This is a genomic window from Peribacillus sp. FSL R5-0717, from assembly GCF_038002945.1.
In the GTDB taxonomy this organism is placed as follows: Bacteria; Bacillota; Bacilli; order Bacillales; family DSM-1321; genus Peribacillus; species Peribacillus frigoritolerans.
On the sequence record NZ_JBBOOF010000001.1, the window covers coordinates 1,657,723 to 1,670,746 of the forward strand.

Sequence of the window (13,024 nt, forward strand, 5' to 3'; positions counted from 1 at the left end):
CATTTAAAATAGGCGGTACGGTGAAAATCTCTATAGATTCTCGCTGTACCGTCTTCTTTTATTTAATAGGAAAATACCGCCTCTGATGTTGGGTATTCTTATTTAATAGAATTGCAGAAAACGGTACTCTGCCGTGTGATATAAATACCAGGTGCAATTTGGTTTAAATGATTGTTAAAAGGGAGAAAGGGAAAAAAAGGTGAGGTGATAAAATGATTTATCTGGAAATAGCAACGAAGCTGGTGATTGGGCTGGCTGGACTCCTGGCAGTGACAAGACTTCTTGGAAAAATAGAAATGTCTCAAGTGACCCCCTTTGATTTTATTTACGCTTTAGTATTAGGCGGCATTCTGGAAGAAGGCATTTACGATAAAAAAGTGTCGATTTGGCAGATTCTATATGCCATTTGCCTTTGGGGGATTTCCGTTTATATCATTGAGATTTGCGCTCAAAAAAGTGATCGCATGAAAAAATTGCTCAAAGGACATCCTTCTTTGATTATTCGTAATGGCAAATTGGATATAAAACAAATGAAAAAAAATCACCTGGAAATTGAACAGGTTCGAACCATGCTGCGGAAACAGGGGGTGTTCACTCTCCGGGAAGTGCGAGATTTATATCTTGAGCCTGGCGGGGACATCAGTGTAAAGCTTCATTCTAAGGCGGGGAGCGTCACACCAGAAATGCTTGACCTCAATCCTAGGGATGAAGCACCTTCTATCTTAGTAATTGAAGAAGGCCAAATAAAAGAGGAAGAACTCCGATCCGTGAAAAAATCAAAAGAATGGCTTCTGGAAGGGCTTCAGAAGAGGAATTATAAAAAAATTGAGGATATCCTATATGGAGAATGGTCAGAAACGGATGGATTCTATATACAGGCGTATCCCAAAGAAAACTCTCATATACACAAAAAAACTTGAAGATTTTTATTTTTCACTCCGCTTAATTATAGACGGTACAGTGAAAACCTCTAAGATTCCCGCTGTACCGTCTGCTTTTAAAAAACCAATAGGCCAGGTCGCCCCTCTTGTTCTTCATTCAAAGCATATTTTCTACTTCAAGAAAAATTCATTTAGTTCAATAAGATAAAAATACCTTAAAGACAGATCGTGAAAAACGTTTTTATTTCTCCCTTCTCAGTTATCATCTTCTCCAAGATGACTGTTCGAAATTTTAAAAAATCCGCCAACCATTTGAGCGGCTCTATCAGTTTTTAGTTTTGGCATTCAATATGAATTTTAAGGGGTGACTTCAGGTGTTCTTTCTCAAAAAGCGACAGCTAAATGCAGAAAGTTAATCATTAAAAAATCCCTAAACTTTTGCTCTCTGCATTATGGTTTCCAACTCTCAAAATACCTATTTTCCACAAAAATATTCATATGTAAGATGTGGGTTTTTTCTAAAGTACTCTCACCTTGTTTACACTTTAGAGAAGAAAAAACAAAAGGCAGCATATTTGCTGCCTTTCATTCAGGGTAGGTGAACTGTCTTAATATGATGAAGATTTAAATATACAGGTTCCTCCCTAGCCGTAATAAGTTCAACAAAATTATCTTCTAACTTATTAATTTGTCCAATTAAATTGGAATTTTCTCCTATATTAAAAATAATTAAGCTACCGATCAGTTTTTCCATTTGTACGTCAAAGGTTCTTGCCATTGAATGTTTTGATGGATGTACAGGAAGATCCTTGTTACTTAAACCATAAGGAGTTTGATTGTCCGTATATGGGATAATCCACTTTAAATGATTTAAAGGTATATACATAGTCTTGTAAACTGGTGAATAGAATTCAAAGTAATTATTCATCACCCTTGTTATATAACCATGTAAAGGCTGGTTACCAGTCACGTATACTTCCGTGAACATCCCTTTCGCGGATAAAAGAGTTTTTCGTAGTGATAATTCTTCCTCAGAATCAATTCCATGTGAATCTACAGGAAGGAAAATCTCCTCGTTTTCCGTAGTATTTACTTTGCAATTTTGAATATGAATTATTGGAAGATACACAAAATCTTGTCCATTAAAGATAACCACTACATCAATACCAGTATCAACCAGTGTACCGAAAAAGATTTTTTTTCCGGAAATTTCTATTTTAATTGTTTTTCCTCTGAGATTTTGTAAGATTTTATTCATAATCACTCCTCCTTCCTACTTTAATAACCAAGTGGTCCAAAAATACAGCGAGATTAAACTTACGATTAACCCTATAGGGATTATCAAAAAGGTAACCCTAAGATACTTTCCCCAGGAGATATTGATGGAGTGTTTCTTCAATATATACATCCAAATTAATGTAGCCAGCGTACCAACAGGCGTTAACAAAGCACCTATATCGCTTCCAATCACGTTAGCAAGATAAGCAATTTGTACAAGGTGAGGATCCAATCCCATCTCTGTTATCGACAAAGTCCCTATCATGACTGCAGGAAGATTGTTAAATAAATTGGATAGGATCGTTAATAATATGCCCATGATCATGGTAGCGTTGAATGGGCTGTCCATTATTAAGGGTTTTAAATTGCTGACGATATAATCATTCAAGCCAACATTCTTCAAACCATATACCAGCACGTACATATTGAAAGCAAATAAAAGAACATGCCACGGTGTTTTCTTTACAATATCGCTAAGACCAGTTTTGGTTTTATACCATCTCAGTATTATTAAAAGGAACGCTCCCACCATACCGATCAATTCCAAGGGAACTCCAAATGGTGTAAGTGCGAAGAAGCTCGCCCGAGTTAAAATGACGATTGCAAAACTCATTTTAAACAATTTCCAATCATTATCTTCGGATTGTTGTTTTACATCGAGTGGATGAGTTTGTACATAGCGTGAAAAGGTATTATCCCATTTTACAGGTACACTGGGAATTTTCCTTGGAAGGTCCTTCTTAAAATAGAGATAAAGTAATAACCCGATTGTTAAAATCCCTATCATTGAAGGAACAAACATCATATTGATATAACTATTAAGGCTCAGTCCTACAATTTTTAGTGCAATCAAATTGGAAATATTGCTTACTGCTATTGGGGCACTCGCTGCCGTTGCAATTAGAGCTCCTGATATTAGAAAGGGGATTTTTTGGTGAGGTTTAATCTTTAGTAACGTTACAATGTGAATAATGATAGGTGTTGTGATAAGGATACTTCCATCGTTATTGAAAAACATGGTCATGAAAAAACATAGGAGATTAGTGTAAACGAATAATCTAACCCCTGAACCCTTAGACCGGATGATGATATTCAAAGCAATCCACCTAAAAAAACCAATGCTCTCAAGTACAATAGACATCATAATGGTGGATAATATGGTTAAAGAAGCGCCCCTGATAATATCAAATATATTTAAAACATCCATCCAAGGAACAATACCTGCAACTAATACAGTCAAGGCACCTATTGTAGTAGGTATCGTTTCGTTAATCCCAAATGGTCTCCATAACATGAGAATAATTGTTAAAGTAAAAATTATTGTCATCAAGACAATTTGTGAACTAAGCATTTACCTCCGCCGCCTTGTTTTTGGATGGTGTAATTTTTACGGTATCAGGAGTGGTTTGATTTTGAGGTTTTACAAAAAAAGAATAGAAGACTCCCCCAATTACAGAAAAAAACAAAATCATCATTCCATGTCCTCCTTTCAATTAGCCTTGAATTGTATCTTAAGGCTTTGACCGTTTTGCCTTCAATTTCCCCTGCATTCTTTCAGCAAATTTCGTTAATGAATAATATTCGTTTTTTTGATTTCCGTTGTCTGTATTCATTTTTTCAGTGGACTTCATTAATTCGTAACACTTCTTATCTATCAGTTTTCTTTTTTCTTTTAAATCATTTTTCTTCGCGGATTGTTCGTTCATTTCTTGAGGGCTTGATTCCCTGAATACTTCAGTCAGGTTTTCTTGGATTGCCCCTTGGATATTTTTTTTATTAGTTTCTGAAGGCATTTCCTTCTTACCTTCTTTTTTCTTCTTTTCACGGGATTTTTGTTTCTTATATTTTTTATCCGCACTTTTTTTTATTACATTGGACTGATCTTTGTTCACTTCATTTACTGTAGATTGAAAAGTGGGTTCTTCTCTCACGTTAGATAAAACTTCCGGGTGTGCACTTATTTCAGGATTAGTTTCTGAAGCTTTTTCCTTCTTACTTTTTTTCTTTTTTTCAGTGGATTTTTGTTTCTTATATTTATTAGTACTTTTCTTTACATTGGATTGATTTTTGTTCACTTCATTTACTGAAGATTGAACAGTCGGTTCTTCTCTTACATCGGATAAAACTTCTGCATGTGCACTTCTTTCAGTTGGTGAAGCTGGTCCTTCTTTTCCAATAGTTAAAATGCCCTGTTCTTGTTTCTGTTCAACCGGCTCTTCCTTCACGAAAGATAAAATTTCCGGAAGTGCACTTATTTCAGTTGGTGAAACTTGCTCTTCTTTTCCAATGGTTAAAATGTCTTGTTCTTGTTTCTGTTCAACCGGCTCTTCTTTCACGAAAGATAAAACTTCCGGAAGTGCACTTATTTCAGTTGGTGAAACTTGATCTTCTTTTCCAATGGTTAAAATGTCTTGTTCTTGTTTCTGTTCAACCGGCTCTTCCTTCTCTTTAGAATTAACTTCAGTGTCTTCCATCAGCTTGGAATCACTTTCCTTAGCTTGATCTCCTTCTGCCTGTTTACTTTCAGTTTTTTCGTCCTTATTTTCCTGCTGTTTGTTCTCAGATGATTCCTTATTCTCTATCCCATTGAAAATATAAAGTATATTTGATAATTGGACATAAAGTTGCTTATCCTTATTTAATAAAACGATATAATTATTAGTTACGGTACTTAAAAATCCGTCAAAGGTTAAATTATTATCCCTTTTTACTGTCACCCAATTACCTTTGAGTTCATTTATTAATTCTGTAAAACTTTGTTTTTGTGTTGGCTCGTGGTCAATCATTTGGGCCTGGAATTCTTTGGTGTTTTTTGATAAGGCATAAACCTGATTTAAGTTAAAATAACATGGTTTATCTGGATTCATTTGAATGACAATAAAGTCACTTTTCACATCCAGTACCACCCCATCATGAACGGTTTTATCATCGGAAATGATACTTACATTAAAACCTATCAGTGAATGAAGTGCCTCTTGAAAATTTTGTTTTTTCATCTGATGAGCCCCCCCCTTATTAATTGGATGGTCGCTTCTGTTCAGAAGCGACACATCATTTATGGGATATACTATTTTTCTTTTTCTTCAGCTTTATTATCTTTATTTTTTTCCGATTTTCCATCGTCTTTATTATCTTTATTTTTATCCGATTTTCCATCGTCTTTATTATTTTTATTTTTTTCCGATTTTTCATCTTCTTTTTGTTTCTCTACTCTTGCCCCGTAACTGATACTGCGGATATGGAACATTGACAGGCGAATAACTTCTTCGTTTAGTATTAACGTTACAAATTCATCATTAATATCATGAAGTACGCCTTCAAGCTTCTCAGGACCGCCTCGGTTAATATTTACCCATTGATTTCTAAGGTCATCTAGTAAGCCTTTAAAAGTTGCAGCTGTTTTAAAAGTAAAATCTTCGGGAATTTCCAATTGAAATTGGAACCCCTTCTTTACATTCTCAGTAATACTTTTTATATGGTCGGTTTTATAGTAGATAACACCTTCTTGTTCAGTTAAAATCGATAAGTGGTCATCATATACCCCTAATAATAATCCTGTCCGAGATTCAGGCCCTCCTCTATCTACCTTTAGAACTTTCCCAACCAAATTAGTTAACCATTCCTTATTCATAATGTTGCGCCTCCTATATAATCATTTACCCTGTATGTATATGTGTCATGGAATGACATTGTGTCGTGGTAAATGTCCAACTTCTATCCATAACACTGAAATCCATCAAAAATGTGTATATGCACTAACCTTTTGAATTTCCTGGGGTTACATGACGGAAAATACTGAAGGAACTCTATGTCCAGAATAATGGATAGTTAAAAAAGCACTTTATTCGAAGCAAGAACGCCTTTTAAAATAGCTGAAGTATATTGAATACAAGAGGGTAAAGAGGGTGGATCGCAGCGAATGTACCCAGAGAGTTACAAAAAAAAGACCCCGGCGCATAACCGGAGTCATTTTAAGCAGCAAAACTAAAAAGTGTTTTTATGGACTCTAAAAACCTGGTGTTTTGTCACCATTTTTCTATTTCATTTTTATACAACTTGTGTAAGTTTAGATTTTTGATGCCATTCATAACTGCTTTTCCCCGCTGCTCCTTAATTGACGAATGAATAGTAAACAAATTCGACATATCTGAAGTCAGAGCTTGATGTTGGACAGAAATACTCGGAATAATTCTTGGAAGCTTGAAATGTGCTGCTAAATGAAATCCCCATAAGCCAAAAGAGGGGACAATAACATTGTATTCAAGTGTATTAAGACCGGCCTTATTAATAGTTTTACCAATACTCCAAAATACTGTTGGTGTATCTTCTGGTGAATTAGACTGACAAACTAACACACCTTGTTTGGATAATATTTTTGCTGTTTGACTAAACAATTCAATTGTATATAATGAGCTAATGACTGGGTCAACGGGATCTGGAAAATCAATAATTATTACGTTGTAGGGCTGCAATTCCCTTAAAATAAATTTCTTTGCATCTTCAAAATGAATATTTACCCTTTCGTCCAATAGAGAACGATTATTTTGAGTTATTAATTTTGGATTTGTCTTTGCAAGTTCAATCACCTGAGGATCAATATCAACAAGATCGACATGTTTTACGTTGGGATATTTAAGAACTTCACGTAAAGCAAGTCCATCTCCACCTCCTAATATGAGAACTCGTTCATGATCAGAAGCCATCTCCATCGCAGGGAATACTAATGCTTCATGATAATGCCTTTCATCCAATGAAGAAAATTGTAACTCTTGATCTAAATATAACCGCAAGTCATTGGCCTCAACTAAAGTAATATCTTGAAATTGACTGGAACCATGATAGAGAATATTATGTTGTCCTTCCACAAGTTCTTTTAACTGTATACTATCATATGCATTTCCGCGGTCATCCCGTAATTCTACAATCCTTTCACTATCTTTCTTTTTACTGCCATCATGAGTGAAAATAAGATCTTTTATGGCAGGTTCATTTTTTGATTCATGTCCGCGTGAAAGTTCATAAACACAAGCGGAACCCGCTTTCATTTCGATAAGAAGCTCTTCTAATACTGGCCATAATTCCTGATTTCCGCACGTATATAAATCTAAAGCTGCATAACGGTGTTCCGGCCATGTATGAATCGAAAAATGTGAAGTTGAGAGAATGATGGCACCCGTTACCCCGTGAGGCAAAAATGAATGGAAATGAGTATTTAAAATCTCCATTCCTAAATCAGACACCGCTTTAGTTAATAATTTTTCCAACAACTTCGCATCATTTAGAATTTCCGCCTTGCATTCCTTAGCATCTATAATGAAATGCTGTCCATATGAATCCAACTATTCCACTTCCTTTTTAGGTAATGTATGGAGTTATACAGTTTATGAAAGAGAGGAACTGTTACCACCATGCTTGTATAGCTATTTTATGTTCAATAAGCTAAATGGTTTGTACCATTTCCATAAAATAGTTACTACTCACTTTGGAGTGTTATGGAACCTGTCCATAACATTTCGTATTGCTTTTACATAAGTTATATAAAAAAGGATTTGGACGAGATATGAATATGAAGGCCAAAAATACAGTGATCTCCATTGTCGGAAGCGCTGGCGGTGTGGCAAAGTCATTACTCGCTATATTAAATAAATCGATACTTGATAAAAAAGACCCGATTTACGATACCATTTTTAATGACAAAATACACTTAATCGATGTGAAACAAAAAGAACTAGATTATTACCATAATCTTTTCCCTAATTTAGTCAATAAGCTTTTGCTACACGAATTTGATTTAATGGATACGATGACATTTAAAAAACATCTGGAGAATACAAAAACAGATATTGTGGTTGATCTTTCCTATGCTGACACAGTGGAGATGCTAAAATGCTGCAATGAATTCGGTGTGAAATATGTTAATTCTGCCTTGGAGAACACTATGATTGACGAAAATGAAGAATTGTATGCGGGATTCCCTTTGATTGAGATAATTAGATACTTTGAAAAATTCAAAAAAGGTTTCACCAATACGTCCGCTATTGTTTGCTCCGGGATGAATCCAGGAGTCGTTCAATGGATGGCGATAGAGCTTCTCAACAAATACGCCCAAGAATCCCCAATTGCCTGCTATATTATTGAACAAGACACTTCTTTTTTTAAAGATAAGAAATTGGCAAAAAAGAACGTTATCTACACAACCTGGTCACCAGAATGTTTCCTTGATGAAGCGATTATGAGCTACCCGATGTTTATTCAGCACCACACACCACTCTTCTTATACGAGCAAGTTTATAACCTTGAATTCAAAGTGAATTTAGGCGGAAACCAGTTTTATGGTTGTTTGATGCCTCATGAAGAAGTATATACGTTATGTCAGTTGTATGATTTGGAAGGTGGCTTTTTATATAAAGTAAATGAACATACCACCGAGTTGATCCGTTCCCATCTGGATGACGTTGATGAATTATGGAACCATGAAATGAAGGTTCTTGATCCGCTTGAGGCGCCAATGGAAGGGGAAGACTTGGTGGGGGTGCTTCTTGTGTTTAAAGACAAGGAGCGATATATGTACAATATATTAAGCAATGATGTGGTATTTTCAGAATATAAAACCAATGCGACTTATTTTCAGGTAGCGTGCGGTATCTATGCTTCATTAACCGTACTTTTGCTGGACCAAATACCTAACGGTGTGTATTATGTGGACGAGTTATTGTTAACTACAAACAATCATTATGCTCAATATTTGACCTATTACATGACGGATTTTGTGACAGGGGAAAATGAAAATACAGATGGTTGTTTGCTAAATAGGATGAGGAAGTTTCGCGACTGAAATTACTCTTTTAGATATGGATCAAAAATCTTAGCAAAAATAAATGTGTTGGAGTCTAATCAAGTTTCGGATTTTTTTCATAAGTTAAACAAGAAAATAAATTTAATAAGATGGTGAAAAAATGAAGAAAAAATCTAATAAAAAAGATCAGCCAGTACCTGCAACTCAAGATGTAACAGAAGGAAAAAACGTCAAAGAAAAAAAAGGAGCGAAAGATAGTACAGCCTCCACCGAGTCAGTACAAACCGAGGAGCTTTCGGAGCCTAAAGGCCATAAAGGTCCTCATGAAGGAGGAGACTCAGCGGGAGCCGGTGAAGGGAAACATGGCAAAGGCGCCAAAGGAAAAAAAGGACCGAAAGATGGTACAGCCTCCACCGAGTCAGTGCAAACCGAGGAGCTCTCGGAACCTAAAGGCGATAAAGGTCCTCATGAAGGAGGAGACTCAGCGGGAGCCGGTGAGGGGAAACATGGCAAAGGCGCCAAAGGGAAAAAAGGACCGAAAGATGGTACATCCTCCACCGAGTCAGTGCAAACCGAGGAGCTCTCTGAACCTAAAGGCGATAAAGGTCCTCATGAAGGAGGAGACTCAGCGGGAGCCGGTGAGGGGAAGCATGGCAAAGGACCCAAAGGGAAAAAAGGGCCGAAAGATGGCACAGCCTCCACCGAGTCAGTGCAAACCGAGGAGCTTTCGGAACCTAAAGGCGATAAAGGTCCTCATGATGGAGGAGATTCAGCGGGAACCGGTGACGTGAAAAAGGACAAAGGCGCCAAAGGGAAAAAAGGACCGAAAGATGGTACATCCTCCACCGAGTCAGTCCAAACCCAGGAGCTCTCTGAACCTAAAGGCGATAAAGGTCCTCATGATGGAGGAGATTCAGCGGGAACCGGTGACGTAAAAAAGGAAAAAGGCGCCAAAGGGAAAAAAGGCCCGAAAGATGGCACAGCCTCCACCGAGTCAGTGCAAACCGAGGAGCTCTCGGAACCTAAAGGCGATGAAGGTCCTCATGATGGAGGAGATTCAGCGGGAACCGGTGATGGGAAACATGGCAAGGGCCCCAAAGGACCCAAAGGGAAAAAAGGCCCGAAAAAAAGATAGCATCAAAAAGAGAACCATGGGATATAAATATTTTTGTGTAAATGTGGTTTTAACCATTTGAGCCTGGCGATGTCTTTCTTTTGGAGGGTATCGCCCAATCGCATTACGCCCACGACATTTTTGAAGTTAGGAGCTGTCAATCAAGACAGCTCTTTCGTTATTCAATTTACACCCGTGATTCTTCTTTGGTATTGTCATTTTTTGGAGGTAGGGATGTTTATTTAATGGTAGTTTAATAACAGATTTCTATTTTGGTTTGGTTGGGATAATACATTGAATTAGTGATTTCAACGAATACTTCAGGCGTAAAAACATATTAAATTTTATTCGTATAACAAGCCATGTTAACTAAAAAATATTTACATACCATTTATGATTACTACACTGAAAAGACTGATCGTAATTCCTCCATTTAAATACTCAACAAATTATCATCCATTATGTCCTTAATTAAAGAAAAAGCTGCCTTAAAGGCAGCTCTGATCTTTTTTAATGTATTAAGAATTCCAGCAAATCCTACTGGACACCATTACATAACCGACCGATATTCTCGACTTCAACAACGACTTCATCACCCGACTTGATCATGCAGCTGCCAGATGGTGAACCCGTGGCCAAAATATCGCCGGGCTCCAGTGTCATTACCTGTGAAAGCCAGCTGATTAAAAATGGAATGCTTAGAGACATTTCATTGGTATTTCCGTCTTGGACAACGCGGCCGTTTAAAGTGGTCACAATCCTTAAGTTTGTAGGATCTACCCCGGTAACGATGCATGGTCCCAAAGGTCCGAATGTATCAAATCCTTTGCCCCGCGTAAACTGTGGATCTTTTTTTGTAAGATCTCTTGCTGTCACGTCATTAAATATCGTGCAGCCGAATACATAATCAAGCGCATCTTCTTCTTTAATGTTTTTTCCGCGCTTTCCAATGACAAGGGCCACTTCCCCTTCAAGTTCCACTTGATTGGATAGCTCGTTTGGAGGAAGGATAATATTCTCCTTGTCTGCAATAAGCGAAGATAATGGCTTTAAAAATAGGAATGGTTCAACAAGGTTTGCCTCTCCACCCGTTTCCTTCGCATGACCTGCATATGTCCAGCCGAAATTAACCACTTTCGAAGGTTTTACAGGTTCCAAGATTTTCACGTCACTATATTTCAGCTCGACCCCGTCATACTTTATTTCCTTGTTGACAAGTTCAGCAAAACTGCTAGACAGTTGTAATATCATGTCATCCTCAACAATACCGTAATGTATATTGCCCTGTTGATTCTGATAGCGAACTATTTTTTGTGTTTTTTGTAGCACATGCATTATGAATAAACTCCTTTGATGATTAAGATTACCACAGATATTATAAAATCCGGTTCTACTATACTATAACATGCCTGTTCTTTTACGGGAAAAAAGAGCTCTCGTCGCGACTCCATCTTCTACTAAACCGACCTTTAGTTCAATAAGAAAATTATTTAACTATGTATTTTATGGAACCTATCATTTTTTATAATTTTATCTGTGCATTTCCTTATATAGGCTGCAATACATATTCCGATTGGCAGCCCCAGTAGTACATTCCCCATGAAATGTTTACACCCAAACTTGTATAATATTTTCTAAACAAATCCAGTCTATTAAAGACTTATTGCTTATTGATTATCTCAAAATATCAAAACTTTTGTACTGGTAATTCGTCCCTTTTCAGCCACCTGCCTTGTTAGTGCCATAAGAAAAAGTGCCAACTTCTCTTTAATAGAAATTCAGCACTTCGTTTCTTTGTATACGTTATCGAGTCGCTTTAGGCGGTTGGCACACATCACATTTACGTTGGTTATTATTTTTAAATTTCTTAAATGTTTTTTCAAAGTTGCTTCCACATGTACATTTAAATAGTAACTTTTGAGAAAAACCATGATATTCCGTCGTCAGCAACTTACTTTCCGAATTCTTCTCAACAAATTCTTTAATTTGACCAATCGTCCATTGTTTATTCATTCTCTTACACCTCCATATTTAATCGCTATCGGAGGCTTTTCTAGGCATCCGTTCAAAAATAGTAATTTTCGTAAGTTATTCATTATAACATGAGCCGGCACTCAATCAAACAACTCGTTTGTTGCATAAGAAAAGGAGCTGCTTATCAGTTTCTGGTCATGCACCCGTTCGTTAAAAAAGATAACGAACATCTCAACTTTGGCTAAACCATTTACGCAATTGGATGATATGAGCTTGATGATACCTATTATGGTCTGCTATGTGCCAAATCCCCCATTTAATGGTGGCTTCGTTACCATTTTTATATTCAACTAGTTGATTTAATTGTTTATCTGTTAACTGGTAGCATAAAGATTTAATCATATTTATAACATCGTCATAATCATTTAGGAGCACCTCCAGGGAAATGCCTTTAAGTTGTGGTAACTGGTTGTTTTCATCTAACATCGGTCCATATTTCTCTTCAAGATCTAATGGCATAACCTCGTCCTTTATTCTATACACCCAGGTGAGGTCCACGTAAGCTAAATGCTTTAGCAATTGGGCTGTACTGTTGCATTTCTGGTCAGGACCTTTATAATCTATTTCCTCTTGTGACATATTAGCAACGATGGATTTTAACCGTTTATAATTTCCGTCCACCATGGAGTAAAGAATTCCTGTAACAGTGTCCATTTCTGGCTCGCCTCTTAAATCAAAAATCATCCAATCACTCCTCATTCCTTGTTACGGCGTCTACCAATATTATACTTTAAATGGACTATCCTGCCCCTTTAGTTCCATAAGAAAAAGCTGCCTTAAAGACAGCTCCGATCGTAAGCTAACGCACCCGTTAGTTCAAATTAATATATTTCTTTTTAAAAGCCAAATTACAAAAATAATAAATATTGAACAGTCACACGTGGAAATAAGCTTAATAAAACTACAAAAAAACTAATTTTT

Annotated in this window: 12 protein-coding genes; 3 read left to right on the forward strand and 9 right to left on the reverse strand. The window is 36.7% G+C overall.

Features of this window, described 5'->3' with window-relative positions; all coding sequences use genetic code 11:
• Positions 1–212 precede the first annotated feature (212 nt).
• Entirely contained in the window at positions 213–920 is a 708-nt protein-coding gene (locus tag NYE65_RS08060) for a DUF421 domain-containing protein (RefSeq protein ID WP_340860399.1), read from the forward strand.
• A 550-nt stretch (positions 921–1,470) separates the two neighbouring features.
• On the opposite strand, the gene NYE65_RS08065 is transcribed toward NYE65_RS08060, so the two are convergent.
• The 6 genes from NYE65_RS08065 to speD all read right to left on the reverse strand — a co-directional run bounded on the left by NYE65_RS08065 (position 1,471) and on the right by speD (position 7,498).
• Positions 1,471–2,139, reverse strand: a complete 669-nt coding sequence (locus tag NYE65_RS08065) for a DUF2642 domain-containing protein (RefSeq protein ID WP_328175972.1) — start codon at positions 2,137–2,139, stop codon at positions 1,471–1,473.
• A gap of 15 nt (positions 2,140–2,154) precedes the next feature.
• The gene (locus tag NYE65_RS08070) at positions 2,155–3,510 is read right to left on the reverse strand and encodes an arsenic transporter (protein ID WP_328136231.1); all 1,356 of its coding nucleotides are present in this window, start codon (positions 3,508–3,510) and stop codon (positions 2,155–2,157) included.
• On the reverse strand, positions 3,503–3,634 hold the full coding sequence (locus tag NYE65_RS08075) for a hypothetical protein (RefSeq protein WP_258249134.1): 132 nt from the start codon (positions 3,632–3,634) through the stop codon (positions 3,503–3,505). The genes NYE65_RS08070 and NYE65_RS08075 overlap by 8 nt, the downstream gene beginning before the upstream one ends.
• A 36-nt stretch (positions 3,635–3,670) precedes the next feature.
• Entirely contained in the window at positions 3,671–5,155 is a 1,485-nt protein-coding gene (locus NYE65_RS08080; protein ID WP_340860404.1) for a DUF2642 domain-containing protein, read from the reverse strand.
• Between the two features lie 71 nt (positions 5,156–5,226).
• Entirely contained in the window at positions 5,227–5,790 is a 564-nt protein-coding gene (locus NYE65_RS08085; RefSeq protein WP_336059642.1) for a hypothetical protein, read from the reverse strand.
• A 394-nt stretch (positions 5,791–6,184) separates the two neighbouring features.
• On the reverse strand, positions 6,185–7,498 hold the full coding sequence (gene speD, locus NYE65_RS08090; RefSeq protein ID WP_340860407.1) for an adenosylmethionine decarboxylase: 1,314 nt from the start codon (positions 7,496–7,498) through the stop codon (positions 6,185–6,187).
• Positions 7,499–7,719: 221 nt separating this feature from the next.
• On the opposite strand from speD, the gene NYE65_RS08095 reads away from it, so the two are divergent.
• Together NYE65_RS08095 and NYE65_RS08100 are read left to right on the forward strand one after the other, a co-directional pair.
• A complete protein-coding gene (locus NYE65_RS08095; protein WP_445670407.1) occupies positions 7,720–8,994 on the forward strand; it encodes an S-adenosylmethionine decarboxylase related protein in 1,275 nt (424 codons plus the stop codon).
• 121 nt (positions 8,995–9,115) lie between these two features.
• Positions 9,116–10,090 carry a hypothetical protein gene (locus NYE65_RS08100; RefSeq protein WP_340860411.1) on the forward strand — a complete coding sequence of 325 codons (975 nt, stop codon included), beginning with the start codon at positions 9,116–9,118 and terminating at the stop codon, positions 10,088–10,090.
• A gap of 516 nt (positions 10,091–10,606) precedes the next feature.
• Here NYE65_RS08100 and NYE65_RS08105 read toward each other — a convergent pair.
• From NYE65_RS08105 to NYE65_RS08115, 3 genes are all read right to left on the reverse strand, one after another.
• Complete coding sequence (locus NYE65_RS08105) at positions 10,607–11,404, reverse strand: fumarylacetoacetate hydrolase family protein (RefSeq protein ID WP_034304454.1); 798 nt, start codon at positions 11,402–11,404, stop codon at positions 10,607–10,609.
• A gap of 468 nt (positions 11,405–11,872) precedes the next feature.
• The gene (locus NYE65_RS08110) at positions 11,873–12,082 is read right to left on the reverse strand and encodes a hypothetical protein (RefSeq protein ID WP_034304456.1); all 210 of its coding nucleotides are present in this window, start codon (positions 12,080–12,082) and stop codon (positions 11,873–11,875) included.
• Between the two features lie 192 nt (positions 12,083–12,274).
• A complete protein-coding gene (locus NYE65_RS08115; RefSeq protein ID WP_328175978.1) occupies positions 12,275–12,787 on the reverse strand; it encodes a DinB family protein in 513 nt (170 codons plus the stop codon).
• Positions 12,788–13,024: the final 237 nt, after the last annotated feature.